The 25,443-nt window shown below is 59.4% G+C and carries 26 protein-coding genes; 20 read left to right on the top strand and 6 right to left on the bottom strand.

All coding sequences use genetic code 11. From position 1 onward, the window contains the following. Positions 1-168 precede the first annotated feature (168 nt). Both purL and G3M63_RS08260 read left to right on the top strand, forming a co-directional pair. Positions 169-4,065, top strand: a complete 3,897-nt coding sequence (gene purL, locus G3M63_RS08255; protein WP_163982563.1) for a phosphoribosylformylglycinamidine synthase — start codon at positions 169-171, stop codon at positions 4,063-4,065. A gap of 158 nt (positions 4,066-4,223) precedes the next feature. After that, a complete protein-coding gene (locus G3M63_RS08260; RefSeq protein WP_163982565.1) occupies positions 4,224-4,535 on the top strand; it encodes a YqfO family protein in 312 nt (103 codons plus the stop codon). A gap of 90 nt (positions 4,536-4,625) precedes the next feature. Here G3M63_RS08260 and G3M63_RS08265 read toward each other — a convergent pair whose 3' ends face one another. The 3 genes from G3M63_RS08265 to G3M63_RS08275 form a co-directional block, all read right to left on the bottom strand. After that, positions 4,626-5,600, bottom strand: coding sequence for a cytochrome-c peroxidase (locus G3M63_RS08265; RefSeq protein ID WP_256670012.1), 975 nt, complete (start codon positions 5,598-5,600; stop codon positions 4,626-4,628). Positions 5,601-5,752: 152 nt separating this feature from the next. Continuing rightward, positions 5,753-6,241: a murein L,D-transpeptidase family protein gene (locus tag G3M63_RS08270; RefSeq protein WP_150301869.1), complete on the bottom strand. Its 489-nt coding sequence runs from the start codon at positions 6,239-6,241 to the stop codon at positions 5,753-5,755. Beyond that, positions 6,238-6,798 carry an NUDIX hydrolase gene (locus G3M63_RS08275; RefSeq protein ID WP_163982569.1) on the bottom strand — a complete coding sequence of 187 codons (561 nt, stop codon included), beginning with the start codon at positions 6,796-6,798 and terminating at the stop codon, positions 6,238-6,240. The genes G3M63_RS08270 and G3M63_RS08275 overlap by 4 nt, the downstream gene beginning before the upstream one ends. Positions 6,799-7,109: 311 nt before the next feature. Here G3M63_RS08275 and G3M63_RS08280 point away from each other — a divergent pair, with 311 nt between their 5' ends. From G3M63_RS08280 to purT, 4 genes are read left to right on the top strand one after another with little or no spacing between them, the layout of a single operon-like run. Continuing rightward, complete coding sequence (locus G3M63_RS08280) at positions 7,110-7,718, top strand: CoA pyrophosphatase (RefSeq protein WP_150301867.1); 609 nt, start codon at positions 7,110-7,112, stop codon at positions 7,716-7,718. Further along, positions 7,715-8,239, top strand: a complete 525-nt coding sequence (locus G3M63_RS08285) for a gamma carbonic anhydrase family protein (protein WP_150301866.1) — start codon at positions 7,715-7,717, stop codon at positions 8,237-8,239. The genes G3M63_RS08280 and G3M63_RS08285 overlap by 4 nt, the downstream gene beginning before the upstream one ends. Before the next feature lie 6 nt (positions 8,240-8,245). Further along, a complete protein-coding gene (locus G3M63_RS08290) occupies positions 8,246-8,461 on the top strand; it encodes a DUF1289 domain-containing protein (protein WP_150301865.1) in 216 nt (71 codons plus the stop codon). After that, the gene (purT, locus tag G3M63_RS08295) at positions 8,458-9,639 is read left to right on the top strand and encodes a formate-dependent phosphoribosylglycinamide formyltransferase (RefSeq protein WP_163982571.1); all 1,182 of its coding nucleotides are present in this window, start codon (positions 8,458-8,460) and stop codon (positions 9,637-9,639) included. Before G3M63_RS08290 ends, purT begins: the two co-directional genes overlap by 4 nt. A 27-nt stretch (positions 9,640-9,666) precedes the next feature. Here purT and G3M63_RS08300 read toward each other — a convergent pair whose 3' ends face one another. Together G3M63_RS08300 and G3M63_RS08305 are read right to left on the bottom strand one after the other, a co-directional pair. Beyond that, positions 9,667-10,950: an HlyC/CorC family transporter gene (locus G3M63_RS08300; protein ID WP_371923558.1), complete on the bottom strand. Its 1,284-nt coding sequence runs from the start codon at positions 10,948-10,950 to the stop codon at positions 9,667-9,669. A 28-nt stretch (positions 10,951-10,978) separates the two neighbouring features. Further along, the gene (locus G3M63_RS08305; RefSeq protein ID WP_163982573.1) at positions 10,979-11,779 is read right to left on the bottom strand and encodes an inner membrane protein YpjD; all 801 of its coding nucleotides are present in this window, start codon (positions 11,777-11,779) and stop codon (positions 10,979-10,981) included. Between the two features lie 156 nt (positions 11,780-11,935). Here G3M63_RS08305 and ffh point away from each other — a divergent pair, with 156 nt between their 5' ends. From ffh to G3M63_RS08360, 11 genes are all read left to right on the top strand, one after another. Next, a complete protein-coding gene (ffh, locus tag G3M63_RS08310; RefSeq protein ID WP_150301862.1) occupies positions 11,936-13,339 on the top strand; it encodes a signal recognition particle protein in 1,404 nt (467 codons plus the stop codon). Positions 13,340-13,476: 137 nt separating this feature from the next. Next, positions 13,477-13,725 (top strand): 30S ribosomal protein S16, encoded by a 249-nt coding sequence (gene rpsP, locus G3M63_RS08315; protein WP_150301861.1) that lies wholly within the window; start codon positions 13,477-13,479, stop codon positions 13,723-13,725. 2 nt (positions 13,726-13,727) lie between these two features. Continuing rightward, positions 13,728-14,270 (top strand): ribosome maturation factor RimM, encoded by a 543-nt coding sequence (gene rimM / locus G3M63_RS08320; RefSeq protein ID WP_150301860.1) that lies wholly within the window; start codon positions 13,728-13,730, stop codon positions 14,268-14,270. A gap of 3 nt (positions 14,271-14,273) precedes the next feature. Next, positions 14,274-15,023, top strand: a complete 750-nt coding sequence (trmD, locus tag G3M63_RS08325) for a tRNA (guanosine(37)-N1)-methyltransferase TrmD (RefSeq protein WP_163982575.1) — start codon at positions 14,274-14,276, stop codon at positions 15,021-15,023. 30 nt (positions 15,024-15,053) lie between these two features. After that, positions 15,054-15,401, top strand: coding sequence for a 50S ribosomal protein L19 (gene rplS / locus G3M63_RS08330; protein WP_371923559.1), 348 nt, complete (start codon positions 15,054-15,056; stop codon positions 15,399-15,401). 168 nt (positions 15,402-15,569) lie between these two features. Then, entirely contained in the window at positions 15,570-16,466 is an 897-nt protein-coding gene (xerD, locus tag G3M63_RS08335; protein WP_223825097.1) for a site-specific tyrosine recombinase XerD, read from the top strand. A 48-nt stretch (positions 16,467-16,514) separates the two neighbouring features. Then, entirely contained in the window at positions 16,515-17,234 is a 720-nt protein-coding gene (gene dsbC / locus G3M63_RS08340) for a bifunctional protein-disulfide isomerase/oxidoreductase DsbC (protein ID WP_163982579.1), read from the top strand. A gap of 79 nt (positions 17,235-17,313) precedes the next feature. After that, complete coding sequence (locus G3M63_RS08345; RefSeq protein WP_163982581.1) at positions 17,314-18,618, top strand: homoserine dehydrogenase; 1,305 nt, start codon at positions 17,314-17,316, stop codon at positions 18,616-18,618. A 90-nt stretch (positions 18,619-18,708) separates the two neighbouring features. Further along, entirely contained in the window at positions 18,709-20,118 is a 1,410-nt protein-coding gene (thrC, locus tag G3M63_RS08350; RefSeq protein WP_150301854.1) for a threonine synthase, read from the top strand. Positions 20,119-20,207: 89 nt separating this feature from the next. Continuing rightward, complete coding sequence (locus G3M63_RS08355; RefSeq protein WP_218573670.1) at positions 20,208-20,837, top strand: exopolysaccharide biosynthesis protein; 630 nt, start codon at positions 20,208-20,210, stop codon at positions 20,835-20,837. Positions 20,838-20,875: 38 nt separating this feature from the next. Next, positions 20,876-21,310 (top strand): CopD family protein, encoded by a 435-nt coding sequence (locus G3M63_RS08360; protein WP_163982583.1) that lies wholly within the window; start codon positions 20,876-20,878, stop codon positions 21,308-21,310. 11 nt (positions 21,311-21,321) lie between these two features. Here G3M63_RS08360 and G3M63_RS08365 read toward each other — a convergent pair whose 3' ends face one another. Beyond that, positions 21,322-21,819, bottom strand: a complete 498-nt coding sequence (locus tag G3M63_RS08365; RefSeq protein WP_371923578.1) for a DUF2231 domain-containing protein — start codon at positions 21,817-21,819, stop codon at positions 21,322-21,324. Between the two features lie 81 nt (positions 21,820-21,900). Between G3M63_RS08365 and coxB the strand changes: the two genes are divergently transcribed. Genes coxB through G3M63_RS08380 form a run of 3 tightly spaced genes read left to right on the top strand, consistent with a single transcriptional unit; the run spans position 21,901 to position 25,428 of the window. Then, positions 21,901-22,569, top strand: coding sequence for a cytochrome c oxidase subunit II (gene coxB, locus G3M63_RS08370; RefSeq protein ID WP_163982585.1), 669 nt, complete (start codon positions 21,901-21,903; stop codon positions 22,567-22,569). Next, positions 22,562-25,078, top strand: a complete 2,517-nt coding sequence (ctaD, locus tag G3M63_RS08375; protein WP_163982587.1) for a cytochrome c oxidase subunit I — start codon at positions 22,562-22,564, stop codon at positions 25,076-25,078. Before coxB ends, ctaD begins: the two co-directional genes overlap by 8 nt. Beyond that, positions 25,078-25,428, top strand: coding sequence for a hypothetical protein (locus G3M63_RS08380; RefSeq protein WP_163982589.1), 351 nt, complete (start codon positions 25,078-25,080; stop codon positions 25,426-25,428). The genes ctaD and G3M63_RS08380 overlap by 1 nt, the downstream gene beginning before the upstream one ends. Positions 25,429-25,443 lie beyond the last annotated feature (15 nt).

The raw sequence follows: 25,443 nt of genomic DNA on the forward strand, positions 1-25,443 counted from the left end.
TGCAAATCCGTCGTCCCGCAATAGCGGCGGTTGCAGTAGTGTTGCACGGGCCGCCGCTGCGTATCAGCAGACTGGCAGAGTCGCTCCCCAGCGTGGTGGGAAGGCAGCGCTTGAGGTATCCTATGGGCCTTCAAATTTTCCTTCCAGCACCCCGAGGCCTATATCGACATGCAAATTCTGCGTGGAGCCCCAGCCCTTTCCGATTTTCGCCGTGACAAGCTGCTCGCGCGCCTTCAATCCAGTGTGCCTGCGGTGCAGGGCCTGTATGCGGAATTCATGCATTTCGCCGAGCTGGCGGCGGAGCTGGATGCGCACAGCGAACAGGTGCTCGCGCGCCTGCTCAGGTACGGGCCATCGGTCACGGTAGAAGCGCCCGGCGATAATCTTGTTCTGGTTGTCCCGCGCTTTGGAACCATCTCGCCCTGGTCGAGTAAAGCCACCGATATCGCGCATAACTGCGGTCTCGATGCTGTGGTTCGCTTGGAACGCGGGACGGCCTATTACATTCGTGGCGAGCTGAGCGCTGCGGATCGCCTGATCGTGGCGGATTTGCTGCATGATCGCATGACAGAGCTGGCGCTGGAGGATCTGCAGGCGGCGGAGAACCTGTTCAAGCACACCGAGCCCAAGCCGCTGGGCACCGTCGATATCGTGTCCGGCGGACGCGACGCACTGCAGCAGGCCAATATCGAGCTGGGCCTGGCGTTGGCCGATGACGAAATTGATTACCTCGTAGACAGCTTCAAGGGTCTGGAGCGCAATCCCAGCGACGTCGAGCTGATGATGTTCGCCCAGGCCAACTCCGAGCATTGCCGACACAAGATATTCAACGCGACCTGGGATATTGACGGCCAGGCGCAGGAGAAAAGCCTGTTCGGCATGATCAAGAACACCTATGAGATGCACAGCGAAGGCGTGCTCTCTGCGTACAAGGACAACGCCTCGGTCATCGAGGGCTTCGTCGCCGGGCGCTTTTTCCCGGATGCGGCCAGCGGCGAGTACCGCGCTCACCAGGAGCCGGTGCACATTCTGATGAAGGTTGAGACGCACAATCATCCGACGGCGATCGCACCGTTCCCGGGCGCTTCGACCGGCTCCGGCGGTGAGATTCGTGACGAGGGTGCTACTGGCCGCGGCGGCAAGCCCAAGGCCGGACTCGCCGGCTTCACGGTATCCAACCTGCGTATCCCCGGCTTCGTACAGCCGTGGGAAGAGAACAACGGCAAACCGGATCGTATCGTCACGCCCCTGCAGATCATGATCGAAGGCCCGCTGGGCGGCGCTGCGTTCAATAACGAATTTGGACGGCCCAATCTAACCGGGTATTTCCGCACCTTCGAGCAGACCCTGGCGTCGCCGCGTGGGCCGGAGATCCGCGGTTATCACAAGCCGATCATGCTGGCCGGTGGTATGGGCAACATCCGCGCCAATCATGTCGAGAAAGCCGAGATACCGGTTGGTGCGAAGCTGATCGTCCTGGGCGGTCCGGCCATGTTGATTGGTCTGGGCGGCGGCGCGGCTTCCTCGATGGCGACCGGTAGCAGTGCCGAGGATCTGGACTTTGCCTCGGTGCAGCGCGAGAACCCGGAAATGGAACGTCGTTGCCAGGAAGTGATCGACCGTTGCTGGCAACTGGGCGATAAAAACCCGATCCGTTTTATCCATGACGTCGGCGCCGGCGGCCTGTCCAATGCCTTCCCCGAGCTGGTGAACGATGGGGGCCGGGGCGGCCGTTTCGAGCTGCGTAACATTCCTAACGATGAACCGGGGATGAGCCCGCTGGAGATCTGGTCCAACGAATCGCAGGAACGCTACGTGATGGCGGTCGATCCGGCGGATTTCGAGCGATTCCAGGCGATCTGCGAGCGTGAGCGTTGCCCCTTTGCGGTGGTCGGCGAAGCCACCGAAGAGCAATTGTTGACGCTGAGCGATAGCCATTTCGGCAATAACCCGGTAGATATGCCGCTCTCGGTTCTGCTCGGCAAACCGCCGCGCATGCACCGCAGCGTTCAGCGCGAAGCCGAGCAGGGCGACGACTTCGACGGCACCCAGCTTGAACTGTCCGAAGCCGTTGGCCGCGTTCTCAGACTGCCGGCTGTGGCCAGTAAAAGCTTCCTGATCACTATCGGCGATCGCAGCATCACCGGTCTGGTGGCACGTGACCAGATGGTCGGCCCCTGGCAGGTGCCGGTGGCTGATTGTGCCGTGACGGCAACCAGCTTCGATGTGTACACCGGTGAAGCCATGGCGCTGGGCGAACGCACTCCGCTGGCGCTGCTGGACGCACCTGCTTCAGGTCGTATGGCGGTGGCCGAAGTGATGACCAATCTGGCCGCGTCGCGGATCGACAAGCTTTCGGATATCAAGCTATCCGCAAACTGGATGGCTGCCGCCGGGCATCCCGGTGAGGATGTGCGCTTGTATGAAACCGTCCGCGCGGTCGGTATGGAACTGTGCCCGGAGCTGGGTATAACCATTCCGGTGGGCAAGGATTCCATGTCCATGCAGACCCGTTGGCAGCAGGGTGACGAAGCGAAGAGCGTGACTTCACCGATGTCATTGGTGGTCACCGGCTTCGCTCCGGTGCAGGACGTGCGCCAGACCCTGACGCCGCAGCTGCGCCTGGATCAGGGTGACACCGATCTGATCCTGATCGACCTGGGACGTGGGCAGAACCGTCTGGGTGGTTCGGCACTGGCGCAGGTGTACAACCGCATGGGCAGTAAAGCCCCGGACCTGGATGATGCCGAGGATCTGAAAGCATTTTTTGCGGTCATTCAAGGCCTGAACAACGATGGGCTGCTGCTCGCCTACCATGACCGTTCCGATGGTGGTCTGCTGACAACGCTGGCGGAAATGGCCTTTGCCGGGCATTGCGGGCTGGAAATCAATCTGGATGTACTGGCCGACCAGGTGTCCGAGCTGCCCGCTGCGCTGTTCAACGAGGAACTGGGCGCGGTGATTCAGGTACGCCAGGCGGCTACCGAGCAGGTGCTTAATGCCTTGAGCGCGGTCGGGTTGGGTGACTGCAGTGCGGTGATCGGCTGTCCGGTGAGGGAGCAGACGCTGAACTTCACCTACAACGAACAGATCGTGCTCAGCGGTACCCGCGGTGCCTGGCAGCAGGCCTGGAGCGAGACCAGCTGGCAGATCCAGCGGCTGCGTGACAACGCCGATTGCGCGGATATGGAATTCGAAAGCCTGGCGGATGACGCCAATCCCGGTCTGCAAGCGCTGCTCAGCTACGATATCAACGAGGACGTCGCAGCACCCTATATCAATTCGGGTATGCGTCCGCGCGTGGCCATCCTGCGTGAGCAGGGCGTCAACGGCCAGGTCGAAATGGCCGCGGCGTTCACCCGTGCGGGCTTCAATGCCATCGACGTTCACATGAGCGATATCCTCAGCGGCCGAATCGAGCTCGACAGCTTCCGCGGGCTGGTTGCCTGCGGCGGGTTCTCTTATGGTGACGTGCTCGGCGCGGGTGAAGGCTGGGCCAAGTCGATTCTGTTCAACGACACCGCACGCCAGGCCTTCAGTGATTTCTTCGCCCGTCCGGAAACCTTCGCGCTGGGGATCTGTAACGGCTGTCAGATGCTGTCCAATCTGCGCGAGCTGATTCCGGGCAGCGAGCATTGGCCGCGTTTCGTACGCAACCGTTCCGAGCAGTTCGAGGCGCGGGTGGCGATGGTTGAAGTGCAGCCGTCTCCGTCAGTCTTCCTCAGCGGCATGGCCGGCTCGCGACTGCCGATCGCCATTGCCCACGGTGAAGGTCATGCCGAGTTTTCCTCGAGCGCCGCCGTTGATGCCTGCGAGGCAAACAGTAGCGTTGCCCTGCGCTATATCGACAACCGCGGCCGCATGACCGAGCGCTATCCGTCCAACCCGGGCGGCTCACCGCGTGGCATTACCGGTCTGACGACCGCGGACGGTCGCGTAACCATCATGATGCCGCACCCTGAGCGGGTCTTCCGTGCGGTGCAGAACTCCTGGTATCCGGAGGACTGGAGCGAGGATGGCGGCTGGATGCGCATGTTCCGCAATGCGCGGGCCTGGGTCGGTTAAGAAGACCTGTTAGCAAGACGAAACCCGGAGCCTGGCTTCGGGTTTTTTATTGGGCGTTGATCCTCTGCAGCCTGATTCCGCTTGCGCGTCGGGCGGCATTTGTGGAAAGCGCCGAGCACTGCAACACTTCACTGAATTCTGTGTGCCGGAGCGCTCCCATGTACAAGCTGTGCTTTTACGTCCCTGAATCCCATCTCGAGCCTGTCAAGCAGGCCATATTCGACGCCGGAGATGGTTGCATTGGCGATTATGAACACTGTTGCTGGCAAGTGCTGGGTCAGGGTCAGTTTCGTCCGGGGGCCGGCGCGCAGCCGTTCATCGGCAAGCCGGGCGAGCTGGAGAAGGTGGCGGAATACCGGGTGGAACTGGTGTGCAGCGATGATCTGGTCGCCGAGTCAGTCGCTGCGTTGAAGGCGGCTCATCCCTATGAAGAACCGGCCTACGATGTGTGGTTGTTAGCTGAATTCTGAGGCGTCGCGGACTGCAGCGCGAGCCTCCGGCAGGGCGCCGTCCGTGGCGCCTGTTGCATAGTCCGAGCGAGGTCGCTTGCGATGTAGCTGTTATTCACTCTTCCCTGTGTTCGGTTCGGGACTGGTCTCGAACGGGATAGGACGCGGTGTATCGTTGGTGGACGGTGGCAGGTGCGGTAGCTGGAAGTCGGGCTGATCACCAGTGAGGGTTTTGAGGAAGGCGACGATATTGTCGATTTCGTCTTCCTTCAATTGGCGGCCCAGCTGCAAACGGCCCATGACATCCACGGCCTTTTCCAGCTCCCAATAGGCGCCGTCGTGGAAATAGGGGTAGGTCAACTCCACGTTCCGCAGGGTTGGCACCTTGAAGTTGAAGCGGTCGCTGTCCTTGCCGGTGACGGCGACACGGCCTTCGGCCGGGTTGGTGGTCTGATAGGGTTCGACCACGCCCATGCGCTGGAAGGAGGTGCCGCCAGCCGCGGGGCCGTTATGACAGGCAACGCAGCCGATATCCTTGAATGTCTGGTAACCGAGCAGTTCCTCTTCACTCAATGCCTTGTCATCACCCTTGAGCCATCGGTCGAAGCGTGAATTGGGCGTGACCAGCGTTTCTTCGAACACAGCGATGGCGTCGGTGACGTTATCGATGGTGATTTCCTGGGTGCCGTAGATCTCCTCGAATGCCTGCAGGTACTGGGGTATCGAACTGATCACGTCCAGCGCCAGTACGTGGGTGGAAGCCATTTCCATAGGGTTGGAAATCGGGCCTCCAGCCTGCTCCTGAAGGTTGGCAGCGCGGCCATCCCAGAACTGCGCCACGTTCAGGCTGGAGTTCAACACGGTTGGCGAGTTGATCGGACCTTCCTGCCAGTTGTGACCGATAGAGGTGGGCAGGTTATCGCTGCCCCCGGTGCTGAGGTTGTGGCAGGAGTTGCAAGAGATGAAGCCGGAACGGGACAGGCGAGGGTCAAACCACAGCTTCTTGCCCAGCTCGACCTTGGCCGGTTCTGTTACCTTCGCTTCCTGAATGGGCTGGATGGGCTCGCTGGTGGCACGATCGGCCATGGCCGCCGGACTCAGGCCCAGGCTGGCCGCGATGGCCAGATACAGCAGCTTGATCTTCATGGAAATCTCCTCTCTTGAACGTCAACAGGCTCATCCGCCGTGTTCTTGATGAAGAGTCTCCCTTAAATGCCAGAGACAGGTGTTGACCTGAATCAAGGTCTGATTTCGACAATGGTTTGATCCGGCACCAGGTCCCACAGTTCCTGCATGCTCTTGTTGTCCAGCGCAATACAGCCGTTGGTCCAGTCGAGCCCCTTGAAGAACCACTCGGGATATTCCTCGTCCTCCGGTGTGCCATGGATCATGATCATGTTGCCCGGGTCCAGGCCGCGTTCATAGGCCGTTGCGCGATCCTTCAGATTCGGATAATCAAGATGCAGGCTCAGATTGTAATTAGGGCTCTTGTGGCGCCAGTCGATCCTGTAGATGCCCTCCGGGGTGCGCTGGTCCCCTCGCTGGCGTTTATGCCCTACCGGTTGCTTGCCGAGCGCTACCCGGTATTCCCGGATGACTTTGCCGTCGCTGATTACTTCCAGCCGGCGCTCTTGCTTGTGCACCAGCAGTTTGTCGATCGGCGGAGGGCTGGCCAAGCACAACGACGCGAACAGGACGGACAGGAGCGCCACCAACAGTCGTGTCATGACAGTGAGCCAGGGCGTCGATGTGGCGGCCAGGGTATGTCGAGCATGCGAACCGGGAATTCGCGGGTGTGTATGTCGGTATAATACTGGCGCAGCGTCTTGCTGATCGTGGGAAAGGCCAGCTGGTCCCAGGGGATATCCGATTCGCTGAACAGCCGAACCTCCAGGCTCTCTTCACCGGCGGCGAACTCCATGTCGGCCAATTGTCCGCGGAAGAACATGTAAACCTGATTGATATGCGGCAGGTTGAACAGCATATACAACTGCTGCGCCTCCACCCGCGCTCTGGCTTCTTCCCAGGTCTCGCGCAGCGCTGCTTGCTCGGTGGTCTCGCCATTTTCCATGAAGCCGGCGGGGAGGGTCCAGAAACCATGGCGTGGCTCGATTGCCCGGCGGCACAGCAGTACCTGGTGCTCGTGGGTCACCAGGCAACCGGCGACAATGCGCGGGTTCTGGTAGTGAATCGTCTCGCAATGAGCGCAGACGAAACGCACGCGATTATCGCCGGCTGGAATGCGTTCGGAGACTGCTTCCCCGCATTGGCTGCAAAATTTCATCTGGTAACGGCTTCGCTTCGTGGAAGATACATGCTGTGTCATATCTTGCGGTTCATCCGGTCATGCGGCAAGCCCTGCGAGCGCAGCGGCCGGTACACTCCGCTTCTATAAGGGGTTATTCAGCCCGGGCAGGGTTCTGGTTCTCATCAGATGATCATGACATCATACGTGTCTGTCGATATCCCGCAGCGTTTGACCGGTCCTGCGAACCTTATCTCAATGGTCGCGCGGGCGAGCGGAATGCCGAATCAGTCGAGCCTCCACGGCGCCGTCGATATCCACAGACTCAAGGCAAACAGCGAGGTATGTGCATGCTGGACAAGCTGCGCATGCGGGTAATGGATCACAAGCCGCGCATCATCGAAGCGGCGGGCCTGCCGGAGGCTGCCGTGCTGATCCCGATTACCTGTGTGCACAATGAACCTGAGATCCTTCTGACGCTGCGCTCGAGGCGATTATCGACGCATTCAGGGGAAGTCGCCTTCCCGGGAGGGCGACGGGACCCGGGCGATGTTGACCTGCAATTCACTGCCTTGCGGGAAACCCATGAAGAAATCGGGCTGAGCCCGGAGCTGATCGAGGTGATCGGCCCGATGGACAGTCTGGTGTCGCGCTTTGGCATCAAGGTCACCCCGTACGTAGGCATCCTCCCGGACGAATTTGAACTGACGCCGAACGCGGACGAGATTGAAGAGATCTTTTGCGTGCCGGTGAGGTATCTGCTCGAAGATCCCCGCGAAATGACCCACCGTATCGATTACGAAGGCCGTAGCTGGTACGTGCCCAGTTACCGTTATGAGGGTTTCAAGATCTGGGGGCTGACCGCTCTGATGTTGACTGAACTGATGAACGTCGCCTTTGATGCCAATATCCCGTTGAGCGTCCCTTATGAGTCGGACCAGGAGAAGAAATCACGATGAAATACAGCCTCGGAGATAGCCGCGTAGAAATGGCAGACGATGCCTGGATTGCAGAGACCGCTGTGGTCGTCGGCAAGGTGCGCCTGGAAGCGGGCGCCAGCGTCTGGTTCGGAGCGGTATTGCGCGGAGACAATGAGCTGATCCTGCTGGGCGAGCATAGCAACGTGCAGGACGGCGCGGTGATGCATACCGACCCGGGTTCGCCGCTCACCCTGGGCAAGGGCGTTACCGTGGGGCATAACGCCATGCTGCATGGCTGTACCGTGGGCGATTACAGCCTGATCGGGATCAACGCCGTGGTGCTTAACGGGGCGAAAATTGGCAAGCATTGCATTATCGGTGCCAATGCTCTGATACCCGAAGGCAAGGAAATCCCCGACGGGTCGCTGGTAATGGGTTCGCCAGGCAAGGTCGTCAGACAATTGAGCGAAGACCAGAAAAGGGCGATTGAGGCGGGCGCAGCGCACTATGTGCATAACGCCCAGCGCTACCGTCGCGACCTCAAGCCGCAACGCGATTGACTGGTTATGCATACGACAGTACGTTCTCCCTGCGTCAGCATTTGCGTGCTGGATGATCAGGATATCTGCACCGGTTGTCAGCGCACCGGCCAGGAAATCACACGCTGGGGCCGGATCAGCGATGCCGAGAAGCAGGAAATTCTCAAGCTGTGCGAGCAGCGTGCACGCGACCAGGGCTTGTGGATCAGTGCGTCAACAGATACTCGAGGAAACCCGCCATGACTACCATCGGAACGCCCCACGCGGCGAATGCTACGCGGGTAATGCTGCTGGGTTCGGGGGAGCTGGGTAAGGAGCTGGTCATCGAGCTGCAGCGGCTGGGCTGTGAGACGATCGCCGTCGACAGCTACGATAACGCGCCAGCGATGCAGGTGGCGCATCGTCGCCACGTACTCAACATGCTGGACGGTCGATTGTTGCGCGAGGTGATCGAAGCTGAACAGCCTGACTATATCGTTCCCGAGATCGAGGCGATTGCCACGCCCATGCTGGTCGAGCTTGAGCAGGAAGGCTATCACGTGATTCCGACCGCCGAAGCTGCCTGGCTGACGATGAACCGCGAGGGCATACGAAGGCTGGCCGCTGAAGAGCTCGGTCTGCCTGTTTCGGCCTATCAGTTCGCCGAAACCCATGATGAATATCTTGCCGCGGTGGATGCGGTGGGTTTGCCCTGCGTGGTCAAGCCGGTGATGAGTTCATCCGGAAAGGGCCAGAGTCTGGTACGTAATCAATCAGACGTGGCTCCCGCCTGGGATTACGCCCAGGCGGGAGGTCGGGCGGGGCAGGGCAAGGTGATTGTCGAAGGCTTTGTCGATTTCGATTATGAGGTCACGCTGCTGACCGTCCGCCATCTCGGCGGCACTCAATTCTGCGCCCCGATTGGCCATCGCCAGGAAGCGGGCGACTACCATGAATCGTGGCAGCCCCAGGCGATGTCCGAAGCCGCGCTGGCCGAGGCGCAGCGGATCGCACTGGCGGTGACGGACGCCCTGGGCGGGCGTGGTGTGTTTGGCGTGGAGCTCTTCGTCAAGGGCGATCAGGTCTGGTTCAGCGAAGTGTCGCCGCGCCCGCACGATACCGGCATGGTCACCATGATCTCCCAGGACCTGTCCGAATTTGCCTTGCACGCACGCGCCATACTCGGCCTGCCGATTCCGTTGATCCGCCAGTTAGGACCGTCCGCGTCGGCAGTTCTGCTGGTCAACGGCACGTCGGACAACGTCAGTTTCGATAACCTGCAGCAGGCGCTTGCCGAGCCTGATACCCAGCTGCGTCTGTTTGGTAAGCCCGAGGTGGAGGGGCGGCGACGTATGGGCGTTGCGTTGGCACGCGGCGCAACGGTGGAAGAGGCGCGCGACACAGCGATGCGCGCGGCAGGTTCGATCGAAGTCAGGCTATAACCCGAGGTGTGTGCCGCCTGAAAGAAGTTAAAGCGGTTTTGCGGCCATGATCTGATCCAGCGCCCGGTTCCATACGCGGGCGCTTTTGACCATGTTGTCCTTGGTCTGAAGTATCTCGATCCGATACTGCCCTATCGCCAGGCAGACGCTGGTTTCGGGAATGCTCTCCAGCTGTTCGGTAATCAATCCATTCAACGTTTTAGGGCCATCCGCCGGCAGTTTCCATTGCAGCTGACGGTTCACATCACGAAGCGCAGCGCTGCCATCAATCACAAAGGTGCCGTCATCCTGGGGGTGTACATCCTGACTCGGCATCAGATCGGTGGTGAACTCGCCCACGATCTCTTCGAGGATATCTTCCAGTGTGACCAGCCCGATCACATCGCCATATTCATCCACCACAAAGGCAATCCGGCGCTTGTTCTTCTGGAAGTTGAACAGCTGCGTATGCAGCGGCGTGCTTTCCGGGATGAAATAGGGCTCCTTGCAAGCCGAAATCAGCGAGTCCTTGGTCAGGGTGCCGCGGCTCAGCAAGCGGGCAATCGAGCGCATGTGCACGATGCCGGTGATATTGTTGATGTCGCCCTGGTAGACCGGCAAGCGGGTGTGATGGCAGGTGCGCAACTGATTGAGGATGGTCGATAGAGGATCGTCGAGATCGATGCCCATCGCTTCGTTACGCGGCACCATGATGTCGTTAACCGTCATCTTTTCCAGGTCGAGGATACCCAGCAGCATATTCTGGCGGCTGCGGGTGATGCCCAGACCGGCCTCGCGGACGACGGTGCGCAATTCCTCGGTGGAGAGCTGGCCTTCGTCCGCGTCGGCAGGATTGACCCCGATCAGCTTGAGCAGGCCGTTGCTCAGCGCGTTACAGACCCAGACAAGGGGATAGAACAGCCGCTGCAGCAGTTCCAGAATGATGCCGACGCGGAAGGCGATCAATTCCGGGCGCAGCGCGGCCAGCGTTTTCGGCGTGATTTCGCCGAATATCAGAATGACGACGGTCAGCCCGATGGTCGCAATCGCAATGCCGGCGTCCCCCCATATGCGCACGGCGACAATGGTGGCGATCGAGGCGGCGAGGATGTTGACGATATTATTGCCGACCAGAATGGTACCCAGCAGACGGTCCGGGCGCTCAAGCAGGCGCGAGGCGCGTCTGGCGGACTTGTTTCCTTCCTTGCTCAGATGCTTCAACCGATAACGGTTGAGGCTCATCATGCCGGTTTCGGAGCTGGAGAAAAAAGCGGAAAGAAGGATCAGCACTGCCAGGCTGAGCATCAGCATGCCGATGGGGGCTTCGTTCAAGGGATTGCCTCGGAACTATAAGAAGTGATCACAGTGGGAGTATGAATTCGCGTACCAGTTTGCTACCGAAATACGCGAGCATCAACACCAGGAAACCGGCGAGGGTCCAACGAATTGCATTGCTGCCGCGCCAGCCGCGTACGTGCCGGCCCCATAGCAGAATGCCGAACAGGATCCATGCCAGACAGGATAGTAGGGTTTTATGCGCGACGTCCTGGGCGAACATGTTTTCCAGAAATACAAAACCTGATATGAGTGCCAGGGTCAGCAGGACCTCGCCGCACATGAGGAACTGGAACAGCAGGCGCTCCATGGTCTGTAACGGCGGGAAAGTGCGGATGAAGCGGGTTGGGCGCTTGTGTTTGAGCTGATATTCCTGGATTGCCAGCATCGCTGCCTGGAACGCGGCAATTGACAGGATGCCGTAAGCCAGGATCGACAGCAGTATGTGCACAATCAGGCCGTGGCGGTCGGCAACGAAAATAGTGCCATGGTCGGGTAATAATGCAGCCAGCAAAACGGTAACCAGAGCCAATGGATACAGGCTCAGCAGCAACGTCATCACCGGAGCCCGGAAGCTGGACGCAAGCGTGAGTCCCACCACCAGCCAGGCAATCAGTGATGCCGCATTGAAAAAACCGAGCGACAGTCCCTGACCAGAGAACAGCTGCAGAAAAAGACTGACCGCGTGTACCAGAAGCGCAACGAACCCGACCACACGCAAAATATGGGCATTCGCTGTCAGGCGCTTGCTGAAGCACTGAAATTGATAAAGCGTGCCGCCCAGGTAAAGCCCGGCAGCCAGCATGCTGGGGATCAGAGCAGTCATACGTCCTTGAGAGTGGTTATCAATAAAATGGAGTGTGGCATAAGCCGCGGTGCTGATAAAGCGCTTCCCTGTAATCTGCGCATAGGCATAGGTATACTTGCCGGCTAACAGGCTTCTCTACCCGTGGCGGGCGCGTGAAGCAAAGGAGAATCATCGATGTTTGAAAATCTTACCGAACGCCTTTCCCATAGTCTGCGCGGCGTTACCGGCCGGGCCAAGCTGACCGAAGAGAACATCAAGGACACGCTGCGCGAAGTGCGCATGGCATTGCTTGAAGCCGACGTGGCGCTGCCCGTGGTGAAGAGTTTTGTTGATCAGGTGCGGGAACGTGCGGTTGGGCAGGAGGTTTCGCGCAGCCTGTCGCCCGGTCAGGTGTTCGTCAAGATCATCAAGACCGAGCTGGAAGCGGTCATGGGAGAGTCCGAGGGTCTTAATCTCAATGTTGCGCCCCCAGCGATCATCCTCATGGCCGGTTTGCAGGGTGCAGGTAAAACCACCTCGGTTGCCAAGCTGGGCAAAACCCTGCGCGAACGCCAGAAGAAAAAGGTGATGGTGGTCAGTGCTGATGTGTATCGCCCGGCGGCGATCAAGCAGCTCGAGACACTGGCGGCCGAAGTCGATATCAATTTCTTCCCGTCGGATATCAGTCAGCGTCCGGTGGCCATTGTCGAAGCGGCTATACGTGAAGCGCGAAACCGCTTCATGGACGTCCTGATTATCGACACCGCCGGCCGTCTGGCGATCGACGCCGACATGATGGACGAGATCCGCGAAGTGCATGCGGCGGCGAAACCGGCCGAAACCCTGTTTGTGGTCGACGCCATGACCGGTCAGGATGCGGCTGCCACCGCGCAGGCCTTTAACGAGGCGCTGCCGCTGACCGGTGTGATTCTCACCAAGGTCGACGGGGATGCCCGTGGCGGCGCCGCATTGTCGGTACGTCACATCACCGGCAAACCGATCAAATTCCTGGGTGTCGGGGAAAAAACCGACGCGCTCGAAGTGTTCCATCCGGATCGTATCGCCTCGCGTATTCTCGGTATGGGCGATGTGCTCAGTCTGATCGAGCAGGCCGAAAGCAAACTGGACAAGGACAAGGCAGAGAAGCTTGCCAAGAAGCTCAAGAAGGGCAAGGGCTTCGACCTGGAAGACTTCCGTGACCAGCTGCAGCAGATGCGTGGTATGGGTGGGCTGGGGTCGCTGATGGACAAACTGCCGATGATGGGCAAGATCAATCCGTCGCAAATGGAAACGGCCCAGACCCAGGCTGAAAAACAGTTCAAGCAGATGGAGGCCATCATAAACTCGATGACCCCCGCTGAGCGGCGCAACCCTGATATAATCAGCGGTTCGCGCAAGCGCCGGATTGCCGCCGGTTCCGGTTCCCAGATTCAGGATATCGGACGCGTCATCAAGCAGCACAAGCAGATGCAGAAGATGATGAAGAAAGTCAGCGGCAAGGGCGGTATGGCCAAGCTGATGCGCGGCATGGGTGGAATGGGCGGCGCAGGCGGTGGCGGCGGCATGTTGCCCCCCGGTGGCGGAATGCCCAAGTTCTGATCAGACCTGTCGCTGAATCGGCGCCAGGCAAATAACTGTTTTCAATGGCCGCGTTATTCCGTAGAATACGCGACCTTTCGGGCTATAGGCTCGTTGAAATATTGTAGCGTTACTCAAATACAGGAAACGATGTCCACATGGTAACCATTCGTCTAGCTCGTGGTGGCTCCAAGAAGCGCCCCTTCTATCATCTGACCGTCGCTAACAGCCGCAACGCCCGTGATGGCCGTTTCGTGGAGCGTGTAGGTTTCTTCAACCCGGTTGCTGCCGGTGCTGAAACCCGCCTGTCGGTCAACCAGGAGCGCGTAGCTTACTGGCTGAGCCAGGGTGCACAGCCGTCTGAGCGTGTTGCATCACTGCTGAAGGAAAATCAGGCTTCCGCCTGAGTATGACCAGCGTGCCTGAGTCCGCTGAATCGCCTCTGGTGGTTCTCGGCAAGATTGTCGGGGCTCATGGAATTCGGGGGGCGGTCAAGGTGTATTCGCATACCGACCCGCTGGATAACATTCTGGACTATCCGCGATGGACGCTCCGCAAGGGCGCCGATAAGCGGACAGTAACCTTCACCGATGCCCGACTTCAGGGGCGGGTGCTGGTAGTGCAGCTCAAAGGGCTGGACAACCGCAACCAGGCGCTTGATCTGACGGACTTCGAGATATGTGTAGTGCAGAGCGCATTGCCTGATCTCGACGAAGGTGAGTTTTACTGGCATCAGTTGGAAGGTTTGCAGGTAGTGAACCTTGAAGGTCAGTTGCTTGGTCGCGTAGACCATCTACTGGAAACCGGCTCCAACGACGTGTTTGTAGTCAAGCCCTGCGAAGGCAGTCTGGACCAGCGTGAGCGGCTATTGCCCTATCTGCCGGACCAGTACGTGAAAGACATCAATCTGAGCACAGGCATTGTGCAGGTTGATTGGGATCCGGAGTTCTGACCGGTGTGGGCCGGTGTAGTTACCCTGTTTCCCGAGATGTTTGCAGCGCTTACCGATTACGGCGTAACCGGTCGTGCGGTAAAGCGTGGCCAGCTGAGCGTTGCGTTCAGCAATCCCCGTGATCACGCCCATGATCGTCATCGAACAGTCGATGACCGGCCATTTGGTGGTGGACCGGGAATGCTGATGAAGGTGGAACCACTGCTCGACGCCATCGAGGCTATCCGGCAGCAGGCCCCAACGCCGCCACGGGTGATCTATCTGTCACCCCAGGGGCAGCCGCTCAGCCAGGAGCGCGCCGCCGAGCTGGCGCAGCTGGAAAGCGTAGTGCTGCTCTGCGGGCGCTACGAAGGCATTGACGAGCGGATCATTGAGCGCTGTGTCGATGAAGAAGTGTCCATCGGCGATTACGTTCTGTCCGGTGGTGAGCTGGGAGCCATGGTGCTCCTGGATGCAATGACCCGGCTGATTCCCGGCGTGCTCGGGCATGCGGATTCAGCGGCAGAAGATTCGTTTTCGGAAGGGTGGCTGGATTGTCCACACTACACCCGGCCGGAAGAGTTTGCAGGGCAGCGCGTACCGGAGGTGCTGCTCAGTGGTAATCACGCGTTGATCCGGCGCTGGCGACTCAAGCAGTCCCTGGGCAGAACCTGGCAACGCCGGCCAGAGTTGCTCGAGGATCTTATGCTGAGCAAAGAACAGCAACAGCTGTTGGCGGAATTTATCCGCGAGCAGGAAACCGATAACCATTAGCAAGTCCGGCGGCTTGTGCAGGAGTTTGTGATGTCTAATATTATTGCCCAGATCGAAGCTGAACAGATGACCAAAGAGATCCCCGCGTTCGCGCCGGGTGACACCGTTATTGTTCAGGTAAAAGTAAAGGAAGGTGATCGTCAGCGCCTGCAGGCCTTTGAAGGCGTGGTTATCGGTAAGCGTAGCCGTGGGCTGAACTCTGCCTTCACAGTGCGCAAGATTTCCAACGGTTTCGGTGTGGAGCGTACTTTCCAGACCTACTCGCCGTTGATCGACAGCATCAACGTCAAGCGTCGCGGTGACGTGCGCAAGGCCAAGCTGTACTACCTGCGTGCCCTGTCCGGCAAGGCCGCACGTATCAAGGAAAAGCTGGGCTGATTTCAGTCCTGCAGCACAAAAAGCAGCCTTCGGGCTGCTTTTTTGTTGTCTGATGGTTTTATCATGGACAGCCACCAAGATGAGATAAGCATGTCCGCCAGTATTAATCGGGGTCGCCCGGCGAAACACGTATATGGTGCCGGGGCGGCAGCCTCGCCTGAAGCTGAGCTGGCCACAGCTGATGTGCGTGCCATCGAGCGCTATATTGAAAGCCTGTGGCTGGAGCGCGGGCTTTCGCGTCAGACCCTGGCCGCCTATCGCACCGATCTGGAGTTGTTGGGCGGCTGGTTGAATCAGCGCCGCTCGGGCCTGCTGGCAGCCACACGAACAATGCTGATGGAGCATCTTGCCTGGCGCATCGGTAAGGGCTATCACGCCCGCTCCACTGCTCGGCATTTGTCCTGCATCCGCGGCTTTTACCGCCACGCGCTGCGCCAGAGTCTGATCACTGAAGATCCTACGCTGGACATCGCACTGCCCAAGCTGGGGCGTTCGCTGCCCAAGTCGCTCAGCGAGGCGGATGTCGAAGCGCTACTGGATGCACCGGATGTCGACGACACCCTGGGGCTGCGCGATCGCTGCATGCTCGAGGTGCTGTACGCATGTGGTCTGCGGGTTACCGAGCTGGTTGAGCTGCGCCTGGATCAGGTCAATATCCGCCAGGGTGTCGTGCGGGTAACAGGCAAGGGTAACAAGGAGCGCCTGGTCCCACTCGGTGAGGAAGCCTTGAGCTGGCTTGATCGTTACATGCGGGAGTCCCGTCCGGCTTTGCTCAATGGTCAGCCCAGTGATGTTTTGTTTCCCAGCAAGCAGGCGCGGCAGATGACCCGGCAGACGTTCTGGCACCGAATCAAGCTGCACGCCGTGCAGGCGAATATTCGCGGTGGGTTGTCGCCGCATACCCTGCGGCATGCGTTTGCCACCCATTTGCTCAACCACGGCGCTGACCTGCGTGTGGTACAAATGCTTCTTGGACACACCGATCTGTCTACCACGCAGATCTACACTCACGTCGCACGCCATCGCCTGAAGGATCTGCACGCCAGCCATCATCCACGTGGGTGAGGGGGCGGTTTCATGCTAAGCTTGCGCGTCTTCCGGAGGATCGAATCAATGCGTTTCAGATATGTTGCCGGCTGTCTGCTGGCCCTGTGCGCTGCGCAGGTCTCGGCTGATGCCGAAAAAGCCATCCGTGCCAGCCTCGACAAACTCAACCTGAGTGGCGACATCAAGGCGGTAAGTCCCGCACCTGTTGACGGTCTGTACCAGGTTCAGCTTGAAAGCGGTCGTCTGTTGTATGCCAGCGAAGATGGCAGCCACATCATTCAGGGTGCGATATTCGATGTCAGCGGTGCGCAGCCGCGCAACCTGACCGCCGAGGCGGAAGCCAAGGGCATCGGTGAAGCCATTGATGCGATCCCGAAAAACGAACTGGTGATCTTTCCCGCCGAAGAGCGGAAGGCTCATATCACCGTGTTCACGGACACGGATTGCGGTTATTGCCGCAAGCTGCACACCGAAGTAGACGAGTTGAACAAGCTGGGTATCGAAGTCCGCTACGCGGCTTTCCCCCGCGGCGGCATGTCGACCGAGACAGCACGCACCATGCAGTCGATCTGGTGCGCCGAGGATCAACAGGCTGCAATGACCCGCGCCAAGCAGGGTGACAGCGTGAAGGAAGCGACCTGCGATAACCCGGTCGCCAAGCATTTTGAGCTGGGTCGTCAGGTTGGGGTACAGGGTACCCCCGCGATTTTCCTCGGAAATGGCGTGCTGATTCCTGGCTACAAGCCGGCTGCAGCGCTGGCCAAGGAAGCGCTCGCTAATCAGTAGCGTTGGCAGTTCGAGCCGGACATACCTGGATGGTTCTTGATTCAGATAAACAACACAGCGGATAAGTAGGGGCCTTAGTTTGAAACCGGTCAAAGTTGGAATATGTGGTCTGGGCACCGTTGGCGGTGGCACCTTTAACGTCCTGCAACGCAACGCAGCGGAAATCGTGCGGCGCGCCGGGCGTGACATCGAGGTGGCACAGATTGCCACGCGGCGACTCAACCCGGCGTGCAGCCTCGGCGACACCGAGGTGGTCGACGATGTGTTCACGCTGGTCAACAATCCTGACATCGACATTATCGTCGAGCTGATCGGTGGCAGTGACGTCGCCAGGCAAGTAGTCCTGCAGGCCATTGCCAACGGCAAGCACGTCGTCACCGCCAACAAGGCCCTGATTGCGGTGTATGGCAACGAGATCTTCGAGGCTGCACGGGAGAAGGGGGTCATGGTCGCCTTTGAAGCGTCCGTGGCAGGCGGTATCCCGATCATCAAGGCGCTGCGTGAAGGCCTGGCGGCCAACCGCATTGACTGGGTTGCCGGAATCATCAACGGCACCGGCAACTTCATTCTCACCGAGATGCGCGACAAGGGCCGTGCCTTCGCCGATGTACTGGCTGAAGCGCAGGCGCTTGGCTATGCAGAAGCTGATCCGACCTTTGACGTGGAAGGTATCGATGCGGCGCACAAGCTGACCATCATCGCCTCCATCGCCTTTGGCATTCCGCTGCAGTTCGACAAGGCCTACACCGAAGGCATTACCCAGCTGACGACGGCTGACGTGAACTATGCCGAGGAATTTGGTTATCGCATCAAGCATCTCGGTATTGCCCGACGCACCGAGTCCGGCGTTGAGCTGCGGGTACATCCCACACTGATTCCAGCCGATCGCCTGCTGGCCAACGTCAAAGGTGTGATGAACGCGGTCATGGTCAACGGTGACGCGGTTGGCTCCACGCTGTACTACGGGGCCGGGGCAGGTGCGGAACCTACCGCTTCGGCAGTCGTTGCGGACATCATTGATGTGGTGCGAACGCTGACCACGGATCCGAACAATCGGGTTCCGCATCTGGCGTTCCAGGCCGACTCGCTGTCTGATTTCCCGGTATTGCCAGTAGGGGATGTGAACACCGCCTACTATCTGCGTCTGCATGCCAAGGACCGTCCCGGTGTGCTGGCCAAAGTCGCTTCAATCCTGTCCGAGCGCGGTATCAATATCGAATCGATTATCCAGAAGGAAGCGGAGGAGCAGGATGGTCTGGTTCCGATCATTCTGATGACGCACCGGGTGCGTGAACAGAGCATGAACGAGGCCATCGCCGCTCTGGAAGCGCTGGATGATATCGCGGCGCCGCTGATGCGGATCCGTGTAGAACAACTGAATTAAAAAAGCTGGAGGCTGGAGGCTGGAGGCTGGAAGCATACGACTTCAAGCTTCGGGCTTGTGGCTTCAGGCTAAAACCTGAAGGGTTTTACGATGCGCTATATAAGCACCCGCGGGCAGTCACCGGCCCTGAATTTCGAAGATGTACTGCTTGCAGGTCTGGCCACTGATGGTGGCCTGTATGTGCCCGAGAATCTGCCGCGTTTTACCCAGGAAGAGATCGCCTCCTGGGCCGGGCTGCCTTATCACGAGCTGGCATTCAATGTGATGCGGCCCTTCGTTGCGGGCAGCATTCCTGATGCCGATTTCCGCGAAATCCTGCGCGAGACCTACGCCGTGTTCGAGCACCAGGCGGTCGCACCACTGCGTCAGCTGGCCGCTAACGAATGGGTCATGGAGCTGTTCCACGGCCCGACTCTGGCGTTCAAGGATTTCGCCCTGCAGTTGCTCGGCCGTCTGCTGGACTACTTCCTGGTCAAGCGCGGCGAGCGCGTGGTGATCATGGGGGCGACCTCGGGTGATACAGGCTCTGCAGCAATTGAAGGTTGCCGCCGTTGCGAGAACGTCGATATTTTCATCCTGCATCCGAATAACCGGGTGTCGGAAGTGCAGCGCCGGCAGATGACTACCATTGCCGGGGACAACATTCACAACATTGCCATCGAAGGCAACTTCGATGATTGCCAGGAGATGGTCAAGGCCAGCTTCGCCGATCAGGCATTTCTCAAGGGTACGCGGCTGGTTGCAGTCAACTCGATCAACTGGGCGCGCATCATGGCGCAGATCGTCTACTACTTCCACGCAGCCCTGCAGCTCGGTGGGCCAGCGCGGTCGATGGCATTCTCTGTGCCCACCGGCAACTTCGGTGACATTTTCGCCGGTTACCTGGCGCGTAATATGGGTCTGCCGATCAGTCAGCTGATCGTGGCGACCAACCGTAACGATATCCTGCATCGCTTCATGAGCGGCAACCAGTACGACAAGGACGCGCTGCATCCGTCGCTGTCGCCATCGATGGATATCATGGTCTCGTCCAATTTCGAGCGCCTGCTGTTCGACATGCACGGACGCAACGGTCCGCAGGTAGCCAAGCTGATGGATCAGTTCCGCCAGACGGGCAAACTTTCAGTGGAAGAAGAACGCTGGACCGAAACCCGCCGTCTGTTTGACTCGCTCGCTGTGGATGACCAGCAAACCTGCGCCACCATCACCGAGGTCTACAAGGAATGTGGCGAGCTGCTGGATCCGCATACAGCGATTGGCGTGCGTGCCGCCCGTGAATGCCGCCGCTCCATGAGCCTGCCGATGATCACGCTGGGCACTGCGCATCCGGTCAAGTTTCCCGATGCGGTGCGTCAGTCTTCGATCGCTGAAGAGCCGACCCTGCCTGCGCATCTGGCGGACCTGTTCGAACGCGAAGAACGCTACAGCGTACTGCCGAACCACCTGGTTGACGTTCAACAGTTCGTTGCTGCACATGGCAACCGGGGCAAACCGCTCTAGGCCTGGCGGCCGCGCCGAAAACGGTAGCTTGCCCTGCGGCCCGGAGCGATCCGGGCCGCAGTCGTTTCTGAACGAACTAACGCAGCCGAATGTCTCTCCAAACTTTGAGCTTCAGCGAGGATGACCACCACGGTATGCGTCGACCCCTGCGAAACCTTCAACAGCTACTGGATCATCTCGCCAGGCTTAACCGGGGCCGCGACGAGGTCTCGCTGCGGCTGGTGGTGGAGTCCATCGGCACGCGTTCCTTCGGACCACTGTTGATGCTGGCCGGTATCATTCTGGCGTCCCCGCTCAGCGGAATCCCCGGCATGGCCACGACCATGGCTATATTCATCCTGCTCATTGCCGTGCAGATGCTGTTCGGGCGCAAACAGTTCTGGCTGCCAGCCTGGCTTCTCAATCGCTCGGTCAAACATGACCATCTGATCAAGGCAATATCCTGGGTGCGCCCGGTTGCGCGGCGCGTCGACTCTGTACTACGCCCGCGGTGGACGGTGCTGGTAACCAATGGTGCCGCTTACGCCATTGCCTTGATCTGTGTGGTGATCGGTTTTGGACTGCCAATGATGGAGATTGTGCCGTTTTCCGCCTCGGTGGTGGGGCTGGCATTGGCCGCCTTTGGTTTGTCGCTGGTCGTCAACGACGGGCTGCTGGTGATCCTCGCTGTGACATTGGTATGCGCAACTTTTAGTGTCGCTGTTGTCAACATACTGTGAACTGACCCGGCAAATAACAAAAGGAGACGGCCCAGCGCATGCTCTGGTTTCTCGTGCCACATCTGATTGGTTTGTTGTTCTGGGCTGCCTCGCTGCTGTATCTCCCCGCCTTGATTGCCGGAAGTCTGGTCCGGGAAAACGCGTTCCGCGAGCCCGCTGATCCCTTCGATTCGATCGCACGCATGGTATTTACGCGTATTGCTACCCCGGCAGCGTTATTTGCAATCATTGCCGGGACGCTGGTTTTCCTGATTGATCATACGGTGGATATCTGGCTGATCGCCAAGTTGACGCTGGTGGCAGGGCTGGTGCTCTCACACGCAGCGACCGGTTTGTTGATCCTGCGTGCCGAGTCGGGCAACGGCAAGCCGACCATTCCATGGTGCTGGGCCCTCGGCCTCGTTCAATGCCTGTTGATGATCGGAATCGTCTGGCTGGTGCTGGCCAAGCCGCCGTTGCAGGTTATGCCATGAGCAGGCGCGTGTCAGGGATCAACACCCAGCCGCTCGGCGCGTTCTCTGATCTTCTCGTGAGACACGCCGACGGCATGGTCATAAACCAGCTGTCCGCCGAGGAAACTGGTCAGGGAAATCATCACGCCGCTCAGCAGCGACAGATAGATCCCCCACGGAAACAGCGCGCTGGCCGGTTCGTCGAGGCGTATCAACCAATTGAGCGTGGCGAGCGACAGCATCATTACGGCCAGTATGCCGTGGCACCAGGCGGTGATCAGGCGGCGGATCTGGCTGACGATCACCAGGTCGAGCAGCCCGATGGTGCCCGATACCCAGCCGCCCAGGGTGCCAATACCGACCAGCCAGAGGCTGGCACGCGCCCAGAAGTGATCCTGCGTAAGCACATAGGCGACATCGGTACCGATAACACCGAGCAGCGCTGCCACCGGAAAGTGAATCAGCATCGGATGGATGGGGTGACCATGAATGGCGAGTTTGCTGGCAATGGAAGCGGAATTCATCGTGATCCTCGTGGTTTCGGAGAAGTCATCGCCGGTTTCCGTTCCGGGTCGTTCTTCAGAAGGTTAGCAGGCGCAGGGCTGCTTGGCATGTGCCTGCTTGTCACCGGTTGCGGCGGGCCGTTCTCCGCACTGGATCCGGCCGGGCCGTCCGCCACCGCCGCGTCCTGGCTGTGGTGGGGAATGTTCGGCTATTTCACGCTGGTGATGCTGGTGGTGTTTGCCCTGTGGTTCTATGCCATGCACCGGGATCCAGGCGATGTAGACCAGCAGCAGTCCCAACGGTTGCAGAACCGTTGGGTCATCTGGGGTGGGCTGGTCCTCCCGGGGGTCAGCCTGGCGGTGGTGCTAACGTTCGGGTTGCCGATAGGGCGGGCCATGTTGCCGCTGCCACTGGAGCAGGGTGAACCTGTACGGCTCGATATTACGGCGCAGCAGTGGCGCTGGGACGTGAGCTATCCCGACAGCAATATTGTGCTGGAGGACCGGCTGGTGATTCCTGCCGGTGAGCCGGTCGACGTACACCTGAACAGCGCAGACGTGATCCATTCCTTCTGGGTGCCGCGTCTGGCCGGGAAGCTGGATGTCATCCCGGGCCGTACCAATGTCATTCGAATTCAGGCGGACCAACCCGGGACGTACCGTGGTCATTGCGCCGAATTTTGCGGGGCAGGCCACGCGCATATGCATTTTATGGTCGAGGCCCTCGAACCAGAGGCATTTCAAACCTGGCTGATGCAGGAGCAGGCCGATGAGTGAACTCAGAAACACAGGCAACCGAGGGCGGCTGGAACAGTTTGATCGGGTATGGGGGAATCTGCCCGGCTGGGGCCAGCTGTCCGCGGTCAACCATACGTCTGTGGGGCTGCGTTTCGTTGTCACCGGCATGGTGTTTTTCCTGATTGGCGGCATTCTGGCCATGTTGTTGCGCACCCAGCTGGCGCTGCCGGAACAGGACATTCTCAGTTCCAACGCTTACAACCAGATTTTCAGCATGCACGGTACGGTGATGATGTTTCTGTTCGCCATTCCGGTTCTGGAAGGCGCAGCGATGTACCTGATTCCGAAGATGATCGGGACCCGTGACCTGGTATTCCCACGTCTCAGCGCACTGGGGTATTACTGTTATCTGTTCGGCGGGATCATCATCGTCTCGAGTCTGTTCCTGAACATGGCCCCCGACGCCGGGTGGTTTATGTACACGCCCCTGAGTGGCTCTTTCTATTCCCCGGGGCTGGGTCCGGATTTCTGGCTGCTGGGCATTACCTTTGTAGAAATCTCGGCGATGTCCGCCGGGGTCGAGCTGGTCGTCTCGATCCTGCGCACCCGGGCCAACGGCATGTCGCTGCGCAAGATGCCGATCTTCTGCTGGTACATTCTGGCGATGGCCTTGATGATCGTCTTTGGTTTTCCGCCGCTGATTCTCGGCAGCATCCTGCTTGAGCTCGAGCGCGCCGCAGGCATGGTGTTCTTCGAAGTGGCAGGCGGTGGTGATCCACTGTTGTGGCAGCATCTGTTCTGGCTGTTCGGGCACCCAGAGGTGTACATCATCTTTCTGCCGGGTGCGGGAATAGTCTCGACACTGATTCCGGTATTTGCCCAGCGCCCGCTGCTCGGTTATCGCTGGATAGTGCTGGCGATCATTCTGATGGGCTTCATCAGTTTCGGGCTTTGGGTCCACCACATGTTTACCGTGGGCATTCCCTCGCTGGCGCTGGCGTTCTTCTCGATGGCAAGCATGCTGGTGGCAATACCCACCGCTATCCAGTTCTTCGCCTGGATCGCCACACTATGGACCGGGCGGGTGGTGTTTCACCTGCCCATGCTGTGGATTCTCGGCTTTCTGATCATCTTCGTCGCTGGCGGTCTGACGGGCGTCATGCTGGCGCTGGTGCCGTTTGACTGGCAGGTGCACGACACGCACTTTGTGGTCGCGCACATGCACTACGTACTGGTCGGCGGCATGCTGTTTCCGCTGATTGCCGGGTTCTATTACTGGTTACCCCATGTGTCCGGGCGCATGCCCTCGGACACGCTGGGTCGCTGGGGCTTCTGGCTTACGTTTATCGGCTTTAACGTCACCTTTCTGATCATGCATCTGACCGGCCTGTTTGGCATGCCACGCCGCGTCTATACCTATGAGGCGGGATTGGGCTGGGATCTGTTCAACCTGATTTCGTCGGTCGGCGGTTTCATCATGGCCATCGGTATCGCCGCGGTTATCGTCGACGTGTTGCTACATTTCCGCTTTGGCAGGCTGGCGCGGCAGAACCCGTGGAACGCCGACTCGCTTGAATGGGCGGTTGAAATGCCGGTCAGTCCGTACAACTTTGCCAGTCTGCCCGACGTGCCGACCCGGCATCCCCTGTTCGAGGATCCGGCGCTCCCGCAGGATATTGCCGATGGTAAATTCGGCCTGGCAGATGTCAGCCATGGCCGGCGCGAGATATACGGCTCGCAAGCCGGCACCGGCAAGGTCATGCAGGTCATACATTTGCCCACGAACTCATGGCTACCGCTGCAAAGCGGGGCGATCATTGCTGTGGTCTGTCTGGGCCTGCTGACCAAAAGCTACTGGGTGGCGCTTGTAGCGGCGGTATTTGCGGTGCTCTCCCTGTTGCGTTGGAGCTGGCATAACGGTGCCCATGCCAGCAGCGCGCCGCTGACCGCCGATGAACGCACCGATCCACCGCTGCATTCGCGAACCTTCAACAGCCCGGGGTTATGGGGCATGAACGTGGCGATGATGGGCAATGGGACGCTCTACGCGTCACTCCTGTTCGGCTGGTTTTATCTGTGGACCGCCGCGCCGCAATGGCAAGCACCGCAGGAGGGTCCGCTTGCGTTATGGCCGTTACTGCTCAGTGGGGCGCTGCTGACGGTCGCTGCGCTGGTGTTTCGCTATGCAGTAGGTCGATTGCGCGCAGGAAACGCCAAGGGCATGCAGGGCCTGTTCTGGATTTCGTCTGTCATCGGCCTGGCACACTTTGCGCTACTGTTGTGGGTGCTGCTCAGTGCGCCCCTGCAAGCGACCGAGCTTGCGCATGATTCGGTACTGACTGTCATGCTCATGTATCTGCTGATTCACAGTGGTCTGTCGACTGTCGTTACGGCGATGCAGGCTATGCGAGTCCAGTTCGGCTATGTCAGTGTGCGCGTACCTTACGAGCCTTTCGTGGTGTGGCCACTGTGGGTCTATACGCTGGCGATCTTCTGGCTGGCTGTCGCGGCTTTCGTCTGGCTGCCTATGGGGTGGGGAGGTAGCTGATGTTTTCGATTTCACATCCGATACAGCTGGTCATGGGGCTGATCATCTGGTCAGGCTGGTTTGTTGTGCTGTATGGGCTGCAGGGAATAGGCTGCAATGTCGCACCGCCCGCTGCGGAGCTCGGCCCCTGGACATGGATTAACGCGCTGCTGCTGGGCTTGGGGGCGTGCGTCACGCTGTTGCTGCTCATTGCCGCTTATCGATGCTGGAAAGCCGGGCCGGATACCAGCGCCACCGAGGACTCGCATCGGAAATTCATCGCCCGTATCAGCGGCGGCATTTATCTGTTATCCGCCGTCGCTGCTGCAGCGGTAACGTTACCGGTGGTGATCTACCCGCCTTGTGTGTAAAGGCGGGGTGCATTG

It is taken from the genome of Pseudomonas sp. OIL-1 (assembly GCF_010669185.1).
Classification (GTDB): Bacteria; Pseudomonadota; Gammaproteobacteria; order Pseudomonadales; family Pseudomonadaceae; genus Halopseudomonas; species Halopseudomonas profundi.

Coding starts and splice junctions, on each gene's coding strand:
- G3M63_RS08305 (WP_163982573.1), bottom strand. CDS start 11,779: ATGACTGCTCTGATCCCCAGCATGCTGGCTGCCGGGCTTTACCTGGGC.
- rpsP (WP_150301861.1), top strand. CDS start 13,477: ATGGTAACCATTCGTCTAGCTCGTGGTGGCTCCAAGAAGCGCCCCTTC.
- G3M63_RS08285 (WP_150301866.1), top strand. CDS start 7,715: ATGAAATACAGCCTCGGAGATAGCCGCGTAGAAATGGCAGACGATGCC.
- dsbC (WP_163982579.1), top strand. CDS start 16,515: ATGCGTTTCAGATATGTTGCCGGCTGTCTGCTGGCCCTGTGCGCTGCG.
- G3M63_RS08265 (WP_256670012.1), bottom strand. CDS start 5,600: ATGGCCGATCGTGCCACCAGCGAGCCCATCCAGCCCATTCAGGAAGCG.
- G3M63_RS08355 (WP_218573670.1), top strand. CDS start 20,208: ATGTCTCTCCAAACTTTGAGCTTCAGCGAGGATGACCACCACGGTATG.
- ffh (WP_150301862.1), top strand. CDS start 11,936: ATGTTTGAAAATCTTACCGAACGCCTTTCCCATAGTCTGCGCGGCGTT.
- G3M63_RS08380 (WP_163982589.1), top strand. CDS start 25,078: ATGTTTTCGATTTCACATCCGATACAGCTGGTCATGGGGCTGATCATC.
- G3M63_RS08360 (WP_163982583.1), top strand. CDS start 20,876: ATGCTCTGGTTTCTCGTGCCACATCTGATTGGTTTGTTGTTCTGGGCT.
- rplS (WP_371923559.1), top strand. CDS start 15,054: ATGTCTAATATTATTGCCCAGATCGAAGCTGAACAGATGACCAAAGAG.
- ctaD (WP_163982587.1), top strand. CDS start 22,562: ATGAGTGAACTCAGAAACACAGGCAACCGAGGGCGGCTGGAACAGTTT.
- purT (WP_163982571.1), top strand. CDS start 8,458: ATGACTACCATCGGAACGCCCCACGCGGCGAATGCTACGCGGGTAATG.
- coxB (WP_163982585.1), top strand. CDS start 21,901: ATGTGCCTGCTTGTCACCGGTTGCGGCGGGCCGTTCTCCGCACTGGAT.
- G3M63_RS08260 (WP_163982565.1), top strand. CDS start 4,224: ATGTACAAGCTGTGCTTTTACGTCCCTGAATCCCATCTCGAGCCTGTC.
- G3M63_RS08270 (WP_150301869.1), bottom strand. CDS start 6,241: ATGACACGACTGTTGGTGGCGCTCCTGTCCGTCCTGTTCGCGTCGTTG.
- G3M63_RS08290 (WP_150301865.1), top strand. CDS start 8,246: ATGCATACGACAGTACGTTCTCCCTGCGTCAGCATTTGCGTGCTGGAT.
- rimM (WP_150301860.1), top strand. CDS start 13,728: ATGACCAGCGTGCCTGAGTCCGCTGAATCGCCTCTGGTGGTTCTCGGC.
- G3M63_RS08275 (WP_163982569.1), bottom strand. CDS start 6,798: ATGAAATTTTGCAGCCAATGCGGGGAAGCAGTCTCCGAACGCATTCCA.
- thrC (WP_150301854.1), top strand. CDS start 18,709: ATGCGCTATATAAGCACCCGCGGGCAGTCACCGGCCCTGAATTTCGAA.
- purL (WP_163982563.1), top strand. CDS start 169: ATGCAAATTCTGCGTGGAGCCCCAGCCCTTTCCGATTTTCGCCGTGAC.
- G3M63_RS08280 (WP_150301867.1), top strand. CDS start 7,110: ATGCTGGACAAGCTGCGCATGCGGGTAATGGATCACAAGCCGCGCATC.